Annotated in this window: 2 protein-coding genes; both read left to right on the forward strand. The window is 76.6% G+C overall.

Going from position 1 to position 23502, the window contains the following annotated elements; all coding sequences use genetic code 11:
- The first annotated feature begins 13 nt into the window (after positions 1 to 13).
- Complete coding sequence (locus ABZ937_RS35635; protein ID WP_361698198.1) at positions 14 to 12613, forward strand: SDR family NAD(P)-dependent oxidoreductase; 12600 nt, start codon at positions 14 to 16, stop codon at positions 12611 to 12613.
- 2 nt (positions 12614 to 12615) lie between these two features.
- Positions 12616 to 23496, forward strand: a complete 10881-nt coding sequence (locus ABZ937_RS35640; protein ID WP_361698200.1) for a type I polyketide synthase — start codon at positions 12616 to 12618, stop codon at positions 23494 to 23496.
- Positions 23497 to 23502 lie beyond the last annotated feature (6 nt).

Consider the following 23502-nt stretch of genomic DNA (forward strand, 5'->3'; position numbering starts at 1 on the left):
CGGGGGTGCACCGATGGCTGACGAGGCCAAACTGCTCGACTACCTCAAGCAGGTCACGGGCGATCTGCAGGTCGCCCGGCGCCGGCTGCGCGAGGCAGAGGCCCGCGACCGAGAACCGATCGCGATCGTGGGCATGGCCTGCCGCTACCCCGGCGGCGTGACCTCGCCCGAGGACCTGTGGCGGCTGGTGACCGCCGGGACCGACGCGGTCTCGGCGTTCCCCACCGACCGGGGCTGGGACATGGCCTCGGTCTACGACCCGGACCCCGACCGGCCCGGCACCTCCTACGCCCGCGAAGGCGGATTCCTCGACGCCGCGGCGGACTTCGACGCCGGCTTCTTCGGCATCAGCCCGCGCGAGGCGCTCGCCATGGACCCGCAGCAGCGGCTGGTGCTGGAGACCTCCTGGGAGGCCCTGGAGCGGGCCGGCATCGACCCGGCCGGCCTGCGCTCCAGCGCCACCGGCGTGTTCGTCGGCTTCAGCAGCGAGGACTACTCCGACATCACCGGCCCGGTGGCCACCGAGCTGGAGGGGTACGTCGTCACCGGCACCTCGCCCAGCGTGCTCTCCGGCCGGGTCGCCTACACCCTCGGCCTGGAGGGCCCCGCCCTCTCCGTGGACACCGCCTGCTCCTCGTCCCTGGTCGCCCTGCACCTCGCGGTCCGCTCCCTGCGGGCCGGGGAGTGCACGCTGGCGCTCACCGGCGGCGCGACCGTGCTGTCCACGCCCGGCGTGTTCACCGAGTACAGCCGGCAGCGGGCCCTCGCCGCCGACGGCCGCTGCAAGGCGTTCGCCGCGGCGGCCGACGGGTTCGGCTTCGCCGAGGGCGCGGGCATGCTCGTCCTGGAACGGCTCTCGGACGCCCGCCGCAACGGCCACCCCGTGCTGGCCGTGGTGCGCGGCACCGCCATCAACCAGGACGGCGCGAGCAGCGGACTCACCGCCCCCAACGGGCTCGCGCAGCAGCGCGTGATCCGCCAGGCGCTGGCCGACGCCCGCCTGGCCGCGAGCCAGGTCGACGTCGTGGAGGCGCACGGTACGGGTACCAAGCTGGGTGACCCGATCGAGGCGCAGGCGCTCCTCGCGACCTACGGTCAGGAGCGGGACGAACCGCTGTGGCTCGGCTCGGTGAAGTCCAACATCGGGCACACGCAGGCCGCCGCCGGTGTCGCCGGTGTGATCAAGATGGTGCAGGCCATGCGGCACGGCACGCTGCCGCGCACCCTGCACGTGGACGAGCCGTCCCCGCACGTCGACTGGACCGCCGGCGCCGTCGAACTCCTCACCGAGGAGCGGGACTGGCCGAGCGGGGAGCAGCCGCGCCGCGCGGGCGTGTCGTCGTTCGGCGTGTCCGGCACCAACGCCCACGCCATCCTGGAGCAGGCACCCCCCCAGCCGGAGCCCGCCGACGAAGCCACGGACCGTACCCTGCCGGTCGTCCCGTGGACGCTGTCCTCCCGAACGGCGGCCGGACTGCGCGCCCAGGCCGAACGCCTCCTCGCGCACCGGCCCGCGCTCGACGCCGCCCCCCACGACGTGGCCCTCGCCCTCGCCACCACCCGCACGGCCTTCGAACACCGCGCGGTCGTCCTGGGCGCGGACCACGACACCCTGCTCGCCGGCCTGACCGCCCTGGCGGAAGGCGCCGAGTCGGCCGACGTGGTCCGCGGCCGCGCCGTCGGCGACGGCCGCGCCGTCTTCGTGTTCCCGGGTCAGGGGGCGCAGTGGGCGGGGATGGCGGTGGATCTGCTGGATTCGTCGCCGGTGTTCGCGGGGCGGATGGCGGAGTGTGCGGCGGCGTTGGAGCCGTTCGTGGACTGGTCGTTGCGTGAGGTTCTGGCCGATCAGGCTGCTCTGGAACGTGTCGACGTCGTCCAGCCGGTGCTGTGGGCGGTGATGGTGTCGCTGGCGGAGGTGTGGCGCTCGTACGGGGTCGTGCCGTCGGCGGTGGTGGGTCATTCGCAGGGTGAGATCGCGGCTGCCTGTGTGGCGGGCGCGCTGTCCCTGGCCGACGGTGCCCGGATCGTCGCCCTGCGCAGCAAGGCCCTGACGACACTCGCGGGCACCGGGGGCATGGTGTCCGTCGCCGCCACCCCCGCCGACACCGTGGAGCTGCTGGCCGCCTGGGCGGACCGGGTCGCGGTGGCCGCTGTCAACGGTCCCGAGTCGGTCGTCGTCGCGGGTGAGGCGGTGGCGCTGGAGGAGTTCCTCGCCCACTGCGAGGGCCGTGGGGTACGGGCCCGGCGCGTCGCCGTCGACTACGCCTCCCACTCGGCCCAGGTGGAGGCCGTCCGCGACCGGCTGCTGGCCGACCTCGCCGGCATCCGGCCGACCGAGGGCACCGTACCGCTGCTGTCCACCGTGACCGGGGAGTGGGCGGACGGCACGGCGCTGGACGCCGGCTACTGGTACCGCAACCTCCGCGAACCCGTCCGCTACGCCGACGCCGTCGCCGCCCTGCTCGCCCAGGGCCACCGGGGCTTCATCGAGGTCAGCCCGCACCCCGTACTGACCATCGGCACCCAGGAGACCGTCGAGCGCACGGAAACCGGAGCCGTGGTCGTCGGGACCCTCCAGCGCGACCGGGCCGGCCTGCCGACCCTGCTGACCAACCTGGCCGAGGCGCACGCGCACGGCGTGGGCATCGACTGGACCGCCTTCTTCCGGGGCACCGGAGCCCACCCGGCCGACCTGCCGACGTACGCCTTCCAGCGCGACCGGTACTGGCCGCCCGTGGACGGAGCCGCGCGCCCGCTGCCCCCGGCCGCCACCCCCGTCGCGCTCCCCGCGCAGCGCACCGCCGACGACGGCACGCCCTGGAGCGACGAGCTGGCCGGGCTGACCCCCGCCGAACGCCGGCACCGCGTCATGGACCTGGTACGGCTGCGGACCGCCGCCGTGCTCGGCCACGCCGACCCTGCCGCGATCGAACCGCACCGCGGTTTCGCCGCCCTCGGCTTCGACTCCCTCGCCTCCCTGCGGCTGCGCACCGCGCTGACCGAGGCGACCGGCCTGACGCTGCCCAGCAGCGTCGTCTTCGACCACCCGAACCCGGCCGCCCTCACCGACCATCTGGTCACCCGGCTCGACGGCGCGCCCGTCCCGGCCCGCCCCGCCGTCCGCACCGCCCCGGCCGACGAGCCGCTGGCCGTGGTCGGCATGGCCTGCCGCTTCCCCGGCGGCGTGGCCTCGCCCGACGACCTGTGGCAGCTCCTCGCCGAAGGCCGTGACGTCATCGGCGACTTCCCCACCGACCGCGGCTGGGACCTCGACGGCCTCTACGACCCCGACCCGGACCGGGCCGGACACACCTACCTGCGCCAGGGCGGCTTCCTGCACGACGCCGCCGACTTCGACGCCGACTTCTTCGGCATCAGCCCGCGCGAGGCGCTGGCGATGGACCCGCAGCAGCGGCTGTTCCTCGAAGTGGCCTGGGAGGCGTTCGAGCACGCCGGTATCGACCCGCACGGCCTGCGCTCCAGCGCCACCGGCGTCTTCGCGGGCGTCACCGACCAGCGCTACGACTCACGGCACGGCGCCGTCGCCGGCGTGGACGAGGGACTGCTCGGCACCGGCAACTACGCCAGCGTGCTCTCCGGCCGGGTGGCCTACACCCTCGGCCTGGAAGGCCCGGCCGTCAGCGTGGACACCGCCTGCTCGTCCTCGCTCGTCGCCCTGCACCTGGCCGGCCAGTCCCTGCGCAGCGGCGAGTGCTCGCTGGCCCTCGCCGGCGGCGTGATGGTCATGTCGACCCCGCGTGCCTTCGTCGAGTTCTCCCGGCAGCGCGGCCTCGCCCCCGACGGCCGCTGCAAGGCGTTCGCCGCCGCGGCGGACGGCATCGGCTGGTCCGAGGGCGCCGGCGTGGTCCTGCTGGAGCGCCTGTCCGACGCCCGCCGCAACGGCCACCCCGTGCTGGCCGTGGTCCGCGGCTCGGCGATCAACCAGGACGGGGCCTCCTCCGGGCTCACCGCGCCCAACGGCTCGGCCCAGCAGCGGGTCATCCGCTCCGCGCTGGCCGCCGCCGGCCTCACCGCCGCCGACGTCGACGTCGTGGAGGCGCACGGCACCGGGACCACCCTCGGCGACCCCATCGAGGCCAACGCCCTGCTGGCCACCTACGGCCAGGACCGCGCACAGCCGCTGCGGCTTGGCTCGCTGAAGTCCAACATCGGCCACACCGGCCCCGCGGCGGGCGTCGCCGGCGTGATCAAGACGGTGCTCGCGCTGCGCGCCGGCGAAGTGCCCCGCACCCTGCACGTGGACGCTCCCTCGCCGCACATCGACTGGGCCTCCGGCTCCGTCGAACTCGTCACCAGCACCGCCGTCTGGCCCCGGACCGACCGGCCGCGCCGTGCGGGCGTGTCGTCGTTCGGCGCCAGCGGCACCAACGCCCACCTCATCCTGGAGGAGGCCCCGGCGGAGCCGGCCGCGCCCGCGCGCGGCGCCGCGCCGCGCTGGGTGCCGTGGCTGCTCTCCGCCCGCTCCCGGGCCGCGCTCGCCGAACAGGCCACCCGGCTCGCCGCCCACCTCGACACCCACCCCGGCCTGGACCCGGTGGACGTCTCCTGGTCCCTTGCCGCGTCGCGGGCGTTGTTGCCGCATCGTGCGGTGGTGGTGGCCGCTGATGTGGCCGGTGCGCGGGCTTCTTTGGCGGCGTTGGCCGCGGGGGAGCCGGTGGAGGGTGTGGTGTCGGGTGCTGCCGGGTCGTCGGGTGACGGTCGGGTGGTGTTCGTGTTCCCGGGTCAGGGGGCGCAGTGGGCGGGGATGGCGGTGGATCTGCTGGATTCCTCGCCGGTGTTCGCCGGGCGGATGGCCGAGTGTGCGGCGGCGTTGGAGCCGTTCGTGGACTGGTCGTTGCGTGAGGTTCTGGCCGATCAGGCTGCTCTGGAACGTGTCGACGTCGTCCAGCCGGTGCTGTGGGCGGTGATGGTGTCGCTGGCGGAGGTGTGGCGCTCGTACGGGGTCGTGCCGTCCGCGGTGGTGGGTCATTCGCAGGGTGAGATCGCGGCTGCCTGTGTGGCGGGCGCGCTGTCGCTGGCGGACGGCGCCCGGATCGTCGCCCTGCGGTCGCGGCTCATCGCCGAGCGGCTGGCCGGGCGCGGCGGCATGGTCTCCGTCGCCCTGCCCGAGGCCACCGTCACGCAACGGCTCGCACCGTGGGCCGGACGCGTCTCCGTGGCCGCCCTCAACGGCCCGTCGTCGGTGGTCCTCAGCGGCGACCCCGAGGCGCTGGACGAGGTGATGGCCGCCTGGTCGGCCGACGGGGTACGACTGCGCCGCATAGCGGTCGACTACGCCTCCCACTCGGCCCATGTCGAGTCCCTCGAAGCCGAGTTGCGCACCGCGCTCGCCGAACTGCGGCCCGGCACGGCCGACATCGCCTTCCACTCCACCCTGCTGGGCGGCCCCCTCGGCGAGACACGGCTCGACGCCGACTACTGGTACCGCAACCTCCGGGAGCCCGTACGGTTCGAACCCGTGGTGCGCGGCCTGCTCGACTCCGGCCACGCCGTGTTCGTGGAGATCAGCCCGCATCCGGTGCTGACGGCCGCCGTGCAGGACACCGCGGAGACCGCCGAGCGGACCGCCGTCGTCGTCGGCACCCTCCGCCGCGACGAGGACGGCCCGCGCCGCCTCCTCACCTCGCTCGCCGAGGCCGCCGTCCACGGTGTGCCCGTCGACTGGACGGTGGGCTGCCCCGACGGACGCCACGTCGACCTGCCCACCTACGCCTTCCAGCGCCGCCGCTTCTGGCCCAGCGGCCCGGTCGCCTCCGACGCCACCGGCCTGGGCCTGACCGGCGCCGGGCACCCGCTGCTCGGCGCCGTCACCCCGCTCGCCGGATCCGGCGGACTGGTGTTCACCGGGCGCGTCCCGGCGGGCACCGAGCTGCCGGCCGGCACCGTGCTCGACCTGGCCCTGCACGCGGCCGACGGCAGGACGCTCGGCGAACTGACCGAGGAGACACCGCTCGACACCGCCGACGGAGCCCTCCGCCTCCAGGTAACCCTGGGCGCGGAGAACGAGGACGGCACCCGTCCGGTCGCCGTCCACTCCCGGCCCGCCGACGCCGACGACGACCAGCCCTGGACCCGGCACGCGACCGGTGTCCTCCTCCCGCACACCGGCACCGCCCCGGCCGCCGCGCCAGGGGACGTCGACACCGACGTGACCGTCGAGCTGACCGACGAGACCGCCGGCGGCTGGGGCGTACACCCCGCCCTGCTCACCGACGCCCTCGCGGCCGTACACCCCGGCCTGGTCCCCGGCGCCTGGCACGGCGTCACCCTGCACGCCGTGGGCGCCACCCGACTGCGGGTACGCCTGCACCCCGCGGGCGAGCACACGGTCACCCTGCACGCCACCGACGACAGCGGAGCCGCCGTGCTCACCGCCGACGCGGTGACCCTGCGCCCGCCGGCCACGGCCGGCCCCGGCCGGGACCACGAGCTGTACCGGGTCGAGTGGACGCCCGTGCCGCTGCCCGCGGCCGACGTCGACGGCATCGCCGTACTCGGCGACCTGCCGCTGCCCGGCTACCCCTCCTGCCCCGACCTGGCCGCCGTCGCCGCCCTGGACACCGTGCCCGGCACCCTCGTGCTGCCGTGCCGGCAGCAGCCGGCCGACGACACCGTCGGCGCGGCCCACGCCGGCACCCGGCGCGTGCTGACCGCTCTGCAGGAGTGGCTCGCCGACGAGCGGCTGGCCGGCACCCGGCTGGTCGTCCTCACCCACGGCGCGGTCCCGGTCGAGCACGAGGACGTCACCGACCTCGCCCACGCGCCCGTGTGGGGCCTGATCCGCTCCGCCCGCGCCGAACACCCCGGCAGGCTGGTGCTGGTCGACGTCGACGGCCCCGACGCACTGCAGCAGCTGCCCGCCGTCCTCGCCACCGGCGAACCCGAGATCGCCGTACGCTCCGGCCGGGTCCTCGCACCCCGGCTGGTCCGCGTCCCGCGCACCGACGAGCCCACCAGCGAGGCGGCCCGGTGGCCGTCCGACGGCGTCGTCCTCGTCACCGGCGGCACCGGCACGCTCGGCGCCCTCTGCGCCCGGCACCTGGTCACCGAGCACGGTGTACGCCGGCTCGTGCTGGCCGGACGGCGCGGCGACGCGGCCCCCGAGGCCGTGGCCCTCGCCGACGAACTGCGCGCCCTCGGCGCCGAGGTGACCGTCGCCGCCTGCGACGCCGCCGACCGCACCGAACTGGCCGCACTGCTCGACCGGATCACCGCCGAGCACCCCCTGACCGGTGTCGTCCACGCCGCCGGCGTCCTGGACGACGGCGTCATCGCCTCACAGACCCCCGAGCGGCTCGCCAAGGTGCTCCGCCCCAAGGTCGACGCCGCCTGGAACCTGCACGAACTGACCGCCCCGCACCGGCCGGCCGTCTTCGTGCTGTTCTCCTCCACCTCCGGCCTCTTCGGGGCGCCCGGGCAGGGCAACTACGCGGCGGGCAACGCGTTCGTGGACGCGCTCGCGGCACACCGCCGCGCCCTGGGCCTGCCCGCCACCTCCCAGGTGTGGGGCCTGTGGGCGCACGCCAGCGGCATGACCGGCCACCTGGGCAGCGCCGACCTGCGGCGCGCGGCCCGCGACGGTGTGGTGCCACTGCCCACGCCCGACGCGCTGGCCCTGTTCGACCGCGCCACCGCCGGCTCCGCCCCGGTCCTCGTCCCCGCCTGGCTGGACCTCACCTCGTTCGCCACCGGCGTCACCGCCGTACCCGCGCTGATGCGCCGGCTGGTCCGTGGCCCCGTCCGGCGCGCCGCCACCGCGGACGCCGGGCCGGACACCCTGGCCGGAAAGCTCACCGCACTCACCGCCGCGGAACGCGAACGGACCCTGCTCACGCTCGTCCGCTCGCACGCCGCCGTGGTCCTCGGCCACACCGACGACACCGCCGTGACCCCCGGCCGGGCGTTCAAGGAACTGGGCTTCGACTCGCTGACCGCCGTCGAACTCCGCAACCGGCTGTCCGCCGCCACCGGGCTGCGCCTGCCCGCGACCCTCGTGTTCGACCACCCCAACCCGCAGTCCCTGGCCGCCCGCCTGCTGGCCGAACTGCTCGGCGAACCCGCCGAGGAACCGGCACCGGTGACCGCCGTCGCCCGCCCCGCCGCCGACGACCCCATCGCGATCGTCGGCATGGCGTGCCGGTACCCCGGCGGAGTGACCTCGCCCGAGGACCTGTGGCGGCTGCTCGCCGACGAGCGCGACGCGCTCACCCCGTTCCCCGACGACCGGGGCTGGGACCTCGCGGGCCTCTTCCACCCGGATCCGGAGCACGCGGGCACGTCGTACGTCCGGGAGGGCGGCTTCCTCGCGGACGTCGCAGGGTTCGACGCGGACTTCTTCGGCATCAGCCCGCGCGAGGCCCTGGCCATGGACCCGCAGCAGCGGCTGGCCCTGGAGACCGCCTGGGAAGCCGTCGAGCGCGCCGGCATCGACCCGAAGTCCCTGCGCAGCGCGGACATCGGCGTCTACCTCGGCACCAACGGCCAGGACTACGCCCAGCTCGTGCGGAGGACCGTCGAGAGCGCGGAGGGCTACGTCGGCATCGGCAACTCCGCCAGCGTCCTGTCGGGCCGCATCGCCTACGTCCTCGGCCTGGAGGGCCCGGCCGTCACGGTCGACACCGCGTGCTCGGCGTCGCTGGTCGCCCTGCACTGGGCGATCCAGGCGCTGCGCAGCGGCGAGTGCTCCATGGCCCTGGCCGGCGGTGTCACCGTCATGTCCGCCCCCGACGTCTTCGTCGACTTCTCCCGCCAGCGCGGCCTGGCCGCGGACGGCCGCTGCAAGTCCTTCGCCGCCGCTGCCGACGGGACCGGCTGGTCCGAGGGCGCCGGCATGCTCCTCGTGGAACGGCTCTCCGACGCCCGCCGCAACGGCCACCAGGTGCTGGCCGTCGTACGCGGCACCGCGATCAACCAGGACGGCGCGTCGAACGGCCTGACCGCCCCCAACGGCCCCTCGCAGCAGCGGGTGATCCGGCAGGCGCTCGCGGCGGCCGGGCTGACGACCGCGGATGTGGACGCGGTGGAGGCGCACGGCACGGGCACCCGGCTGGGCGACCCGATCGAGGCGCAGGCCCTGCTCGCGACCTACGGCCAGGAGCGGGACGAACCGCTCTGGCTCGGCTCGATCAAGTCCAACATCGGGCACACGCAGGCCGCCGCCGGTGTCGCCGGCGTGATCAAGATGGTCCAGGCGATGCGGAACGGCGTGCTGCCGCGCACGCTCCACGTGGACGAGCCGTCTCCCGAGGTCGACTGGGCCTCGGGCGCGGTGGAGCTGCTGACCGAGGCCCGGGAGTGGGTGCGTACGGGTCGGCCGCGCCGGGCGGGCGTGTCCTCGTTCGGCGTGTCCGGCACCAACGCGCATGTGGTCCTGGAGGAGGCACCCGAAACCACCGAGCGCACGGGTTCGGCCGAACTGCCCGCCGTGCCCTGGCTGTTGTCGGCCCGCTCCGAGACCGCGTTGCGCGGACAGGTCGAGCGGCTGCGTGCGTTCGTCACGGAGCACCCGGAGGCGCGGCCGGCCGACATCGGCCTCAGCCTCGCCACCGCACGCTCCCGCTTCGAGCACAGCGCCGTCGTCGTCGGCACCGACCGCGAGGCACTCCTCGCCGCGCTGACGGACCCGGAGCTGCTGCTCGCGCGTGACGGCCTGACCGCGTTCGTGTTCGCGGGGCAGGGTGCGCAGCGGGCCGGGATGGGGGCGGAACTGGCTGCCGCGTACCCGGTGTTCGCGGAGGCGTTCGGGCAGGTGTGTGCGGCGTTCGAGGGTGTGCTGGACCGGCCGTTGGGTGAGGTGATCGCCGGGGGCGGCCCGGATCTGGATCAGACGGTGTACGCGCAGGCGGGGTTGTTCGCTTTCGAGGTGGCGTTGTTCCGGCTGCTGGAGTCGTGGGGCGTCCGGCCTGATGCGGTACTCGGCCATTCTGTGGGTGAGTTGGCTGCTGCCTGTGTCGCGGGTGTGTGGTCGCTTGAGGACGCGGTGCGTGTGGTGGCCGCGCGGGGCCGGTTGATGCAGGCGCTGCCGGAGGGCGGTGCGATGGTCGCCGTCCAGGCTGGTGAGCATGAGTTGGAGTTGCCGGAGGGTGTGGAGCTGGCGGCGGTCAATGGTCCGTCGTCGGTGGTGCTGTCCGGTGACGAGGAGGCCGTGCTCGCTGAGGCCGCCCGCTGGTCGGACCGCCGTACCAAGCGGCTCCAGGTGAGCCACGCGTTCCACTCCCACCGGATGGATCCGATCCTGGACGAGTTCCGTCAGGTGCTGGAGTCGGTGACGTTCCACGCTCCGAAGCTGCCGTTCGTCTCGACGGTGACCGGTGCTGCGGTGGCGGACGAGTTGTGCGAGCCGGGCTACTGGGTGCGCAATGTCCGGGAGACCGTCCGTTTCGCCGACGCCGTCGCCGCCGTGCGCGCGACCGGTGCCGACGCGCTGGTCGAGATCGGTCCCGATGCCACGCTCGCCCCCCTCGCCGAGGGCGGTGTGCCGCTGCTGCGCAGGGGCCGGCCGGAGGCCGTCGCGCTGGTCGAGGGGCTCGCCCGGTCCCAGGCGGCCGTCGACTGGGAGAAGTTCTTCGGTGCCGGGGCGCGCCCCGTCGACCTGCCCACGTATCCGTTCCAGCACAGCCGGTTCTGGCCGGAGGTCCCGGTGCGGGCCGAGGCCGATCCGGCCGCGCGGTGGCGCTACCGGGTGCGGTGGGAGCCGCTCCGCCTCGCCGTGGACGCGGTGCCGGCCGGACGCTGGCTCGTGGCCGTGCCCGCCGCGGGCGCGGACACGGCTCTGGTGCGGGAGTGCCTGAAGGGGCTCGCAGGCCGAGGAGTGGACGTGACCGAACTCGCGGTGGCGGGTGCGCCCGACCGTGCGCGGCTCGCCGAAGCGGTGTCGGCCACGGGCCCGGTGGACGGCGTGCTGTCCCTGCTCGCCGCCGGTCCCGACGCGGCGGCCGGCACGCTCGTCCTCGCCCAGGCCCTCGGCGACGCCGGCACCGACGCGCCGCTGTGGTGCGTGACCGGCGGAGCCGTCGCGGCCACCGACGGCGAACCCGCCGACCCGGAGCAGGCCCAGGTCTGGGGCCTCGGCCGGGTGCTGTGCCTGGAGGCACCGCACCGCTGGGGCGGCCTCGTCGACCTGCCCGCCGAGCCCGACGAGCAGGCGGTCGTACAGCTCTGCGCCGTCCTCGCCGGACACGGCGACGAGGACCAGGTCGCCGTGCGGGCCGCCGGAGCCTTCGGGCGGCGGCTGGTCCGCCCGGCCACGGGCGCCGCGGCGGAGAGCTGGCGGCCGTCCGGCACCGTGCTGATCACCGGCGGTACGGGCGCGCTGGGCGGTCACACCGCCCGCTGGGCCGCCCGCTCGGGCGCCGACCGGGTGGTGCTGGTGAGCCGGCGCGGACCCGACGCGGACGGCGCGGCCGAACTCGTCGCGGAACTCGGCGAACTGGGCTGCCAGGCCGTCGCGGAGGCGTGCGACGTGGCCGACCGGGCCGCGCTCGGCGCGCTGCTCGACAGGATCGCCGCCGACGGCCCGCCGCTGACCGCCGTGGTGCACACCGCCGGCGTCCTGGACGACGGGGTGCACAGCTCGCTGACCCCCGACCGCCTGGCCACGGTGCTGCGCGCCAAGGCCGACGGCGCCACCGCCCTGCACGAACTCACCGCCCACCTGCCCCTGGAGGCGTTCGTCCTGTTCGCCGCGCTCGGCGGGGTCGTCGGAGGTGCGGGCCAGGCCAACTACGCCGCCGCCAACGCCCACCTCGACGCGCTCGCCACGAGCCGCCGGGCCGCCGGCCTGCCCGCCACCGCGGTGGCGTGGGGCGCCTGGGCGGGCGGAGGGATGGCCGACGCCGACGAGGTACGCCGGCGCCTGGACCGCGACGGACTGCTGCCGATGGACCCGCGGCGGGCGCTGGACGCGCTCGGCCGGGAGATCGCGGCCGGCGACCCGGCCGTGGTGCTCGCCGACGTCGACTGGTCCCGGCTCGCGCCCAACCTGCACGCAGTACGGCCCAGCCCGCTGATCTCCACCGTGCCCGAGGCACGCCAGGCCGTCGCCCCCGAACCCGGGGCGACCGGCGGCGAGTCCGATCCGCGGCAGCGCCTGGCGGCCCTGCCCGACGGCGAACGCGCGCGCGTGCTGCTCGACCTCGTCCGCGACGCCATCGCCGCCGTGCTCGGGTACGGCAGTCCCGGCGCGGTCGACACCACGCGGGGCCTCGTCGACCTCGGCTTCGACTCGCTCACCGCCGTCGAACTGCGCAACCGGCTCGCCCGGGCCACCGGACTCGCCCTGCCGCTCACGCTGGTGTTCGACCACCCCGACGGGGAGGCGCTCGCCGCCCACCTCGCCGCCCGACTCGCGCCCGCCGCGGACCGGCCACAGGTCACCGACCTGGACCGGTTCGCCCGGCTCGACCCGGCCACGGCCGACGAGCCGACCCGGGCCCAGGTCGCCGCGGAGCTGCGCCGGCTGCTCGACGCGTGGACGCCGGTACCGGCCGCGCCCGCCGGGTCCGCCGGGCCCGCGGCGGACCCGAGCCGACTGAGCACGGCGTCCGCCGACGAGATCTTCGACTTCATTCGGAACGAACTCGGAAAGTCCTGAACGTGGAGAACGAGAACAAGCTCCTCGACCACCTGCGGTGGGTCACCGGAGAACTGGCCCAGGCCAGGCAGACGCTGCGCGAGACGGCCGAACGCGCCACCGAGCCGATCGCGATCGTCGGCATGGCCTGCCGGTTCCCGGGCGGCGTGAGCACGCCCGAGGACCTGTGGCGGCTGCTCGCCGACGAGCGCGACGCCGTCGGCGAGTTCCCCGCCGACCGCGGCTGGGACCTGGCATCGCTCCACCATCCGGACCCCGAGCACGCGGGCACGTCGTACGTGCGCGAGGGCGGCTTCCTCGCGGACGTCGCCGGGTTCGACGCGGACTTCTTCGGGATCTCGCCGCGCGAGGCGCTGGCGATGGACCCGCAGCAGCGGCTCGCCCTGGAGACCGCCTGGGAGGCCGTCGAACGCGCCGGCCTGGACCCGAAGTCCCTGCGCGGCACGGACGTCGGCGTGTACCTGGGCACCAACGGACAGGACTACATCTCCGCCGCGCGCCCGCTGCTGCACCAGGTGGAGGGCCACGGCGGCACCGGCATCGCCGGAAGCGTGCTGTCCGGGCGCGTCGCCTACACCCTCGGCCTGCGCGGCCCCGCGGCCACCGTCGACACGGCGTGCTCCGCCTCCCTCGTCGCCCTGCACTGGGCGATGCGGGCGCTGCGCGGCGGCGAGTGCACGATGGCACTCGCGGGCGGTGTGACGGTCATGTCGTCCCCGGCGACCTTCGTGGAGTTCTCCCGGCAGCGCGGCCTCGCCTCCGACGGCCGCTGCAAGCCGTTCGCCGCCGCGGCGGACGGCACCGGCTGGGGCGAAGGCGCCGGAATGCTGCTGCTGGAGCGGCTCTCCGACGCCCAGCGTCTCGGCCACCCGGTGCTCGCGGTGCTGCGTGGCTCGGCCGTCAACCAGGACGGCGCCAGCAGCGCCCTCACCGCGCCCAACGGCCCGGCGCAGGTCCGCGTCATCCAGGCGGCGCTCGCCGACGCCCGGCTCGCGCCCGCCGACGTCGACCTGCTGGAGGCGCACGGCACCGGCACCGTCCTCGGCGACCCGATCGAGGCCCAGGCCCTGCTCACCGCCTACGGCCAGAACCGCACCGCCCCCGCCTGGCTCGGCTCGGTCAAGTCCAACGTCGGGCACACCCAGGCCGCCGCCGGGGTCGCCGGCGTGCTCAAGACCGTGCTCGCCCTGCGCCACGGGGTGCTGCCCCGGACCCTGCACGTGGACGCGCCCACCCCGAAGGTCGACTGGTCGGCGGGCGCGGTACGGCTGCTCACCGAGGCCCGGCCGTGGCCCGCCGGCGACCGGCCGCGGCGCGCCGGTGTCTCCGCGTTCGGCGTCAGCGGCACCAACGCGCACGTCATCGTGGAGCAGGCACCCGAGACCGCCGCCGAGGCGCCCGCCGCGGTCGGCGGGCCGGTCCCGTGGGTGCTGTCCGGCCGTACCGAGAGCGCGCTGCGGGCCCAGGCCGCCGCGCTCGCCGCCCACCTGGCGCAGCGGCCCGGCGACCGGCCCCGGGACGTCGCCCTGTCCCTGGCCACCACCCGCTCGGCGTTCGAGCACCGCGCCGTCGTGGTCGGGGCGGACACGGACGACCTGCTGCGCGGCGTGGCCGCCGTCGCCGCGGGGGAGCCCGCGCCCGGCGTGGTCCGCGGCACCGCCGGCCACCTTGGCCGCATCGCGTTCGTGTTCCCCGGGCAGGGCTCCCAGTGGACCGGCATGGCCCGCGAACTCGCCGACACCTCCCCGGAGTTCGCCGCCCGCCTGGACGAGTGCGACGCCGCCCTCGCCCCGCACGTCGACTGGTCCCTGCGCGACGTCCTGGGCGATGCGGCCGCGCTGGAACGCGTCGACGTCGTCCAGCCCGCCCTGTGGGCCGTGATGGTCTCCCTGGCCGCCCTCTGGCAGGCGCACGGAGTGGAGCCGGCCGCCGTCGTCGGCCACTCGCAGGGCGAGATCGCCGCCGCGTGCGTCGCCGGCGCCCTCTCCCTGGAGGACGCCGCCCTGCTGGTCACCGCGCGCGCCCGGGCGCTGCGCGCCCTGACCGGCCGGGGCGGCATGGTGTCCCTGCCGCTGGCCGAGGCCGCCGCACGCGAGGTCATCGCGCCGTGGGGCGACCGGCTGTCGGTGGCCGCCGTCAACGGCCCCGCCGCGACGGTCGTGTCCGGCGACGCCGCCGCCCTGGACGAACTCCTCGACCGGGCCGAGCGGGACGGCCTGCGGGCCAAGCGCCTCCCCGTCGACTACGCCTCGCACTCCGCGCACGTCGAAGCCGTACGCGCCGAGGTACTGGCCGCGACCGCCGCCGTCACCCCGCGCGCCACCGGCACCGCCTTCGTGTCCTCGGTGACCGGCGCAGTCCTGGACACCACCGGTCTGGACGCCGCCTACTGGTACCGCAACCTGCGCGAGCCGGTCCGCTTCGACCTGGCCGGGCGGGCCCTGCTGGACGCCGGGTTCACGACCTTCATCGAGGTCAGCGCCCACCCCGTGCTCACCGCGGCACTCCAGGAGACCGACCCGGCCGTCCTCGCCGTCGGCTCGCTGCGCCGCGACGACGGCGGCCCCGCCCGCTTCCTCGCCTCCCTCGCCGAGGCCGCGGTCCGCGGCGTACCGGTCGACTGGCGGCCGGCCCTGACCGCGGCCCGCACCGTTCCCCTTCCCACCTACGCCTTCCAGCGCGAACGCCTCTGGCTGGAGGAGGACGCCGGGCCGGTCACCCCGGAACGGGGCCGCGAGGACAGCGCGTTCTGGGCCGCGGTCCACGGCTCCGCCGACGAACTGGCCGCGGTGCTCGGCGCGGACCCCGCCGCCCGGGAACCGATCGCCGCCGTCCACCCGCTGCTCGCCGCCTGGCACGAGCGACGCGCCGACGCGTCCGCCGTGGACTCCTGGCGCTACCGCGTCGACTGGACCCCGCTCACCGCGTCGCCCTCCGCCGGCGCGCCCGCCGGCCGCTGGCTGGTGGTCGCGGCCGACGATCCCTGGTCCGACGCCGTCGTCACGGCACTGGCGGACCGCATGGACCTCACCCGCGTCCCGGCCTACGACCCCTACACCGTCGCCGAACTCACCGCCGGGACCGCGGGCGTCGTCGCCGTGCTCCGCCCCGACGACCCCGACCCGCTCCCCGGCCTCCTCGCCCTCGTCCGGGCCCACGACCGCGCCGACGGCGGCCTGCCGCTGTGGTGCGTCACCCGCGGCGCCGTGGCGACCGGCCCGGCGGACACCCCGGCGGACCCGGCCACCGCGCAGATCTGGGGCTTCGGCCGCGTCGCCGCGCTGGAACGACCGCAGAGCTGGGGCGGGTTGATCGACCTGCCGGCCGGCGCCGCGGTGACCGGGGGCGCGCTGCCGGGTGCGACCGGAGCTGACGGCACACCGGACGCCCGCATGGCCGGCGACGTCCTCGACGCCCGGCTCGCCGACCGGCTCGTCGCCGCGCTGGCGGGCACCGAGGACCAGGTGGCGGTCCGCGCCTCCGGCGCCTTCGGCCGCCGACTGCGCCGCGCGCCCGCGGGCGGGACCACCCCCGACTGGAGCCCCACCGGCACGACCCTCGTCACCGGCGGCACCGGTGGTCTCGGCGCCCACGTGGCCCGCTGGCTCGCCCGTGCCGGGGCGGAGCACCTCGTGCTCACCGGACGACGCGGTCCCGAGGCGCCCGGTGCGGCGGAACTGGCCGCCGAACTCACCGCGCTCGGCGCCAGGGTCGACATCGTCGCCTGTGACGTCGCCGACCGGGACGCGCTGGCCCGGGTGCTGGCCGAGCACCCCGTCGACGCCGTGTTCCACCTCGCCGGCATCGAGCGCTACCGGCCGCTGGACGAGCTGACCCCGGCCGATCTCACCGAGGTCGCCGCCGCCAAGGTCACCGGCGCCCTCCTGCTGGACGAACTGACCCGCGACCGGCAGCTGTCCGCGTTCGTGCTGTTCACCTCCGGTGCCGGAGTGTGGGGCAGCAGCGGCCAGGCCGCCTACGCCGCCGCCAACACCCACCTCGACGCGCTCGCCGCCCGGCGCCGCGCCGAGGGCCTGCCCGCCACCGCCGTCGCCTGGGGACACTGGGACGGCGCCGGGATGTCCGACGGCCCGGCCCGCGCCCAGATGCTCCGCTGGGGCCTGCCCGCCATGGCACCCCACCGCGCCGTCGCCGCCCTCGCCGGCGCCCTCGCCCGGGACGAGGCCTCGCTGGTCGTCGCCGACATCGACTGGCCCGTGTTCGCGCCGACGTTCACCCTGGCCCGGCGCAGCCCGCTCCTCGCCGGCCTGCCCGAGGCCGCCGACCCGGCGGACACCGCCCCGGCACCGGCCGCCCCGGCCGACCGGCTGGACCGGGCCGCGCTGCTGGACCTGGTGCTCGCCGAGACCGGCGCCGTCCTCGGCCACGCCTCCGGCACCGGACTGCCCGCCGGCCGCGCCTTCCAGGAACTGGGCTTCGACTCGCTCACCGCCGTGGAGCTGCGCAACCGGTTGCGCGACGCGACCGGACTGCCCCTGCCCGCCACCCTCGTCTTCGACCACCCCACCCCGGAGGCGCTCGCCGAGCGCCTGGCCGGGGAACTCACCGGCGGACAGCCCGCCGAGGCTCCCGGCAGCACGCCGGCGCCGGCCGCCGTCACCGACGACGACCCCATCGTCATCGTCGGCATGGGCTGCCGCTTCCCCGGCGGCGCCGACTCGCCCGAACGGCTCTGGGACCTCGTCGCCGCGGGCCGGGACGCGATGACCGGCTTCCCCGCCGACCGCGGCTGGGACGTCACCGACACCGGCTACACCAAGGTCGGCGGATTCCTCGACGCCGCCGGTGCGTTCGACGCCGGGTTCTTCGGCATCAGCCCCCGCGAGGCCACCGGCATGGACCCGCAGCAGCGGCTGCTGCTGGAGACGGCGTGGGAGACGGTCGAGCGCGCCGGCATCGACCCGGCCTCGCTGCGCGGCAGCCGGACCGGCGTGTTCGTCGGCTACGGCGGCCAGGACTACCTCACCAGCCTGTACGGCACCCCCGACGAACTGCAGGGCCACCTCCTCACCGGCACCTCCGGCAGCGTGGTCTCCGGCCGGCTCGCCTACGTCCTCGGCCTGGAGGGCCCCGCGGTCACCATCGACACCGCGTGCTCCTCGTCCCTGGTCGCCCTGCACTGGGCGATCCGCGCGCTGCGCTCCGGCGAGTGCGACCTGGCCCTGGCCGGCGGCGTGACCGTGATGGCCACCCCGGGCGTCTTCGTCGAGTTCGGCCGGCAGGGCGGCCTCGCGGCCGACGGCCGCTGCAAGGCGTTCGCCGACGCCGCCGACGGCACCGGCTGGGGCGAGGGCGCCGGCCTGCTCCTGGTGGAGCGGCTGTCCGACGCCCGCCGGAACGGCCACCGCGTCCTCGCCGTCGTCCGCGGCTCCGCCGTGAACTCCGACGGCGCCTCCAACGGCCTCACCGCGCCCAACGGCCCCTCCCAGCAGCGGGTCATCCGGGCCGCGCTGGCCGACGGCGGCCTCACCCCGGCCGACGTCGACGCCGTGGAGGCACACGGCACCGGCACCGCCCTCGGCGACCCCATCGAGGCCCAGGCCCTGCAGGCGGTCTACGGCCAGGACCGCGAGCGTCCGCTGTGGATCGGCTCGGTCAAGTCCAACCTCGGCCACACCCAGGCCGCGTCCGGCGCCGCCGGCCTCATCAAGACGGTCATGGCACTGCGCCACGGCGTGCTGCCGGCCACCCTGCACGTCGACCGGCCCTCCGCACAGGTCGACTGGACCAGGGGAGCGGTCTCGGTCCTCACCGAGAGCACCCCCTGGCCCGAGACCGACGTGCCGCGCCGCGCCGCCGTGTCCTCCTTCGGGGTCAGCGGCACCAACGCCCATGTCGTCCTCGAACAGGCCCCGCCCGCCGAGGAAGCGGCCCCGGCCGGGGACGGCGGACCCGTCCCGTGGCTGGTCTCCGGCCGCACCCCCGAGGCCGTGCGCGCCCAGGTGGAGCGGCTGCGCGCCGACCTCGCCGGACACCCCGACCCGGTCGCCGTCGCCCGCGCCCTCGCCACCACGCGCACCGCGTTCGAGTACCGCGTCGCCGCCGCGGGCAGCGACACCGAGGCACTGCTCGACGCCCTCGCCGAGGCCCGCCCCGTCACCGCCCGCCAGGGCCGCACCGCGTTCCTGTGCACCGGCCAGGGCGCCCAGCGCGTCGGCATGGGCGCCGGCCTGTACGCCGCCCACCCCGCCTACGCCGACGCCTTCGACGCCGTCTGCGCCGAGTTCGACCGCCTGCTGGACCGCCCGCTGCGCGAACTGGTGCTGTCCGGCCCCGCCGACGTGCTCGACCGCACCGCCTACGCGCAGCCCGCGCTGTTCGCCGTCGAGGTCGCCCTCGCCGCACTCCTGCGCCGCTGGGGTGTGACCCCCGACCTGCTGGCCGGCCACTCGCTCGGCGAGATCACCGCCGCGCACCTTGCCGGAGTCCTCTCCCTGCCGGACGCCGCGGCCCTGGTCGCAGCCCGCGGCCGGCTGATGGACGCGCTGCCGGCCGGCGGCACGATGGTCGCCGTGGAGGCCGACGAGGACCGCGTACGGCCCCTGCTCGGCGACGACGTCTCCCTCGCCGCCGTGAACGGCCCGCGCGCCCTGGTGCTGTCCGGCCGCGAGGACGCCGTGGACGAGGTGGCCGCCCGGCTCGCCGCCGAGGGGTGCCGAACCCGCCGCCTGCGGGTGTCCCACGCGTTCCACTCCGCGCTGATGGAGCCTATGCTGGACGAGTTCCGCGCCACCGTGGCCGCCCTCGACCTGAGGGCGCCCTCCGTCCCCGTGGTGTCCGCGCTGACCGGCCGCCCGCTGACGGCCGAGGAGGCCCGCTCGCCCGAGTACTGGGCACGGCACGTCCGTGAGGCCGTCCGCTTCCACGACGCCGTGCGGGGCCTGGCCGCCGAGGGCGCCGTACGGTACCTGGAACTCGGCCCGGACGGTGTGCTCACCGCCCTCGCCCAGAGCAGCCTGCCGCCCGCCGAGGCCGACGAGCGCGACCCGCTCGCCGTCCCCCTGCTGCGGGCCGGCCGTCCGGAACCGGAGACGCTCACCGACGCGCTGGCCCGCGCCGCCGCCGACGGCCTGCCCGTCGACTGGGCCGGCTACTTCACGGGCCGCGGCGGCACCCCCGTCGAACTGCCCACCTACGCCTTCCAGCGCGAGCACTACTGGCTGCCCGTCCACTCCGGTGACGGCACGGCCTCGGCCGGGCACCCCCTGCTGTCCGCCGCGGTCGACCTGCCGGACGGCGGCCTCGTGCTCACCGGGCGGCTCTCGCCCGCCGCGCGCCCCTGGCTGGCCCAGCACACCGTGCGCGGCAGCGCCCTGCTGCCCGGCACCGCCCTGCTGGACCTGGCCCTCGCCGCGGCCGGCCAGGCGGCCGCGCCCGGCGTCGCCGAACTGATCCTCGAAGCCCCCCTCGTGCTGCCCGCCGACGGCGCCGTGGAGGTGCGCGTCACCGTCGGCGCCGCCGAGACCGACGGCCGCCGCGCGATCGCCCTGCACACCCGCACCGGCGACGGCGACTGGACCCGGCACGCCACCGGAGCCCTGGGCGAGGCGCCCGGCGAGCCCACGGCCACCGGTGCCTGGCCGCCCCCGGACGCCCGGCCCGCCGACCTCGGCGCCCTGTACGCCGGCCTGGCGGACGCCGGCTTCGGCTACGGGCCCGCCTACCAGGGCCTCCGTGCCGCCTGGCGGCGCGGCGAAGGCCCGGCGGCCGAGGTGTTCGCCGAGGCCGAACTGCCCGCCGGCGTCCCCGACGCCGACCGCTGCCCCGTACACCCGGCGCTGCTCGACGCCGTCCTGCACGCCATCGGCGTGGGCGGTCTGATCACCGACCCGGCGCACGGCGGACTGCCGTTCGCCTGGACCGGGGTGCGGGTCTTCGCCCCCGGCACCCGGGCGGTCCGCGCCCGGCTCTCCCGGGCCGGCACCGAAGGCGCCCTCGCCGTCGACCTGTTCGACGCCGACGGGCTGCCGGTGGCCGCCATCGGCTCCCTGCGGCTGCGCCCGCCCGCCGCTCCCGCGGTGCCCGACGCCCTCTTCGAGACCGCCTGGGCGCCCGTCGAGCAGGGCACGGCCCCGGTCCGCCGCCTCGCGCTGCTCGGCGCCGACCCCGCCCTCACGGCCGGCCTCACCGCGGCCGGCGCCGCCCTCGCCGACGCCACGGACCGTTCCGCGGAGGTGCTCGTCCTGCCGGTCGTCACCGACCCCGGCGCGGCCCCCGTGGCCGAGACCCACCGGGCGACCGCCGCCGTCCTGGCGGCCCTCCGCGACGTCCTGGCCGACGAGGAGAGCACCGCCCGCCTCGCCGTCGTCACCCGCGGCGCCCTCGCGCTGTCCGCCGAGGAGTCCCCGGATGCGGCCGCCCGCGCCGTCTGGGGTCTGGTGCGGTCCGCCCAGACCGAGCACCCCGACCGGATCGTCCTCGCCGACCTGGACGCCACCGACGCCTCCGCCCGCGCCCTGCCCGCCGCGCTGACCTGCGGGGAACCGCAGGTCGCCGTGCGGTCCGGCGCGGTCAGCGCACCGCGGCTCACCCGCGCCGGCGCCGACGCGCTGGTCCTGCCCGACGCCGGCTGGCGCCTGAGGCCCGGCAGCACCGGCACCGTCGACGGCATGACGGCCGTGCCGCACGCCGACGCGCCGCTCGCCGACGGCGAGGTACGGGTCGCCGTCCGCGCGGTCGGTGTGACCTTCCGGGACGTCCTCAGCGTGCTCGGCCTCTACCCCGGCGCACCCCAGCCGCTCGGCATCGAGGCGGCCGGCGTGGTGACCGAGACCGGCCCCGGCGTGACCGATCTCGCGCCCGGCGACCGGGTGTTCGGACTGCTGCCCGGCTCGATGGGCTCCTCCGCCGTCGCCGACCGGCGCGTGCTCGCGCCCGTCCCTGACGGCTGGGGCTTCACCAGGGCCGCGTCGGTGCCCTCCGCGTTCCTCACCGCCTGGTTCGCCCTCCACGACGTGGCCCGGGTCCGGGCGGGGGATCGGGTGCTGGTGCACGCGGCGGCCGGCGGTGTCGGTATGGCCGCGGTGCAGGTGGCGCGTCTGCTGGGTGCCGAGGTGTATGCGACGGCGAGTCCCGGCAAGCACGGGGTGTTGCGGGCGGCCGGTCTGGACGAGGCGCACGTGGCGTCGTCGCGGGACACGGAGTTCGCGCGGCGGTTCCCGGAGATGGACGTCGTACTGAACTCCCTCGCGGGCGAGTTCGTGGACGCGTCGCTGCGGCTGCTGCGCACCGGCGGACGGTTCGTGGAACTCGGCAAGACCGACCTCCGCACCGACACCGCCGGCATCACCTACCGGGCCGTCGACCTCGCGGACGCGGGCCCGGACCGCATCCAGGAGATGCTCACCGAACTCCTGGACCGGCTCGCGGCCGGCGACCTCGCCCATCTGCCCGTCCGCAGTGTGCCCATGGGCCGCGCCCGCGAGGCGTTCCGCTTCATGGCCCAGGCCCGGCACACCGGAAAGCTCGTCCTCACCACCGCCCCTTACGGCGACGGCACCGTCCTCGTCACCGGCGGCACCGGCACCCTCGGCGGCCTCGTGGCCCGGCACCTCGTCACCGAACACGGCATCCGCGACCTGGTGCTCGTCGGACGACAGGGCGCCGAGACCCCCGTCGCCGCCGAACTGCGCGCCGCCGGCGCCCGGGTCCGCGTGGCGGCCTGCGACGTGTCCGACCGGGCCGCGCTCGCCGCGCTGCTCGCCGACATCGAGCCGCCCCTGACCGCGGTGGTGCACGCGGCCGGCGTCCTCGACGACGGCACGCTCACCTCGCTGACCCCCGAGCGGCTCGCCGCCGTACTCCGCCCGAAGGCCGACGCCGCCTGGCACCTGCACGAACTCACCGAAGACCGGGACCTGTCCGCCTTCGTGCTGTTCTCCTCGGCGGCCGGCACGTTCGGCGCCCCAGGGCAGGGCAACTACGCCGCCGCCAACACCGCCCTGGACGCGCTCGCCGAGCACCGCCGCTCCCGCGGCCTGCCCGCCGTCTCCCTCGCCTGGGGGCCATGGGCCGCCGAGAGCGCCATGACCGGCGGCCTGAGCAGCGGTGACCGCGCCAGGATGACCCGGGCCGGTGTCCGGCCCCTGGCCGCCACCGAGGCACTCGCCGTGCTCGACGCCGCCTGCCGCACCGGAGCCGGCGCCCTCGCCGCACTCCGTCTCGACACCGCGGCGCTCACCGCCCGCACCGGCACCCCGCACGCCCTGCTGCGCGACCTGGTCCGCCGTCCGGCCGGCCCCGCCCGCGACGACGCCGAGAACCGGCCCGCGCTGCCCGAACGGCTGGCCGGACTGGGCGAGGAGCAGCGCCGCCGAGCCGTGCTCGACGTCGTACGCCGCAACGCGGCAGCGGTCCTCGGCCACGCCCGGGCGTCCGCCGTGGACACCGCGCGCGGCTTCCTGGACCTCGGCTTCGACTCGCTGACCGCCGTCGAACTGCGCAACCGGCTCACCGAGGCCACCGGCCTCAGGCTGTCCGCGACCGCCGTCTTCGACCACCCGACCCCGGCCGCCCTGGCCCGCCACCTCCTGGCCGAGCTGGAACCGCAGGTCCGGGCCGCCGAGAGCGCCCTGCCCAGCGCGCCGGACCCCGACGCCGACCTGCGCGGCGCCATCGCGGCCATCCCGCTCGAACGGCTCCGGCAGGCCGGACTCCTGGACGAACTGGCCCGCCTGGCAGGCGTCGCCGTACCGGCCCAGGACGGCCCGGCCCAGCAGCACGCAGCCCCCGACGACCACCCCGACGACCCCGCGGACGGACCCGAGGACGACGGTTCCGACGACCTCATGGACGCGCTGGACGACATGAGCATCGACGACCTGATCAGGATCGCGCACGACGAGCGCCCCCGCGGAAACTGAGGATCA

The sequence above is a fragment of the Streptomyces sp. NPDC046727 genome (assembly GCF_040645635.1).
Classification (GTDB): domain Bacteria; phylum Actinomycetota; class Actinomycetes; order Streptomycetales; family Streptomycetaceae; genus Streptomyces.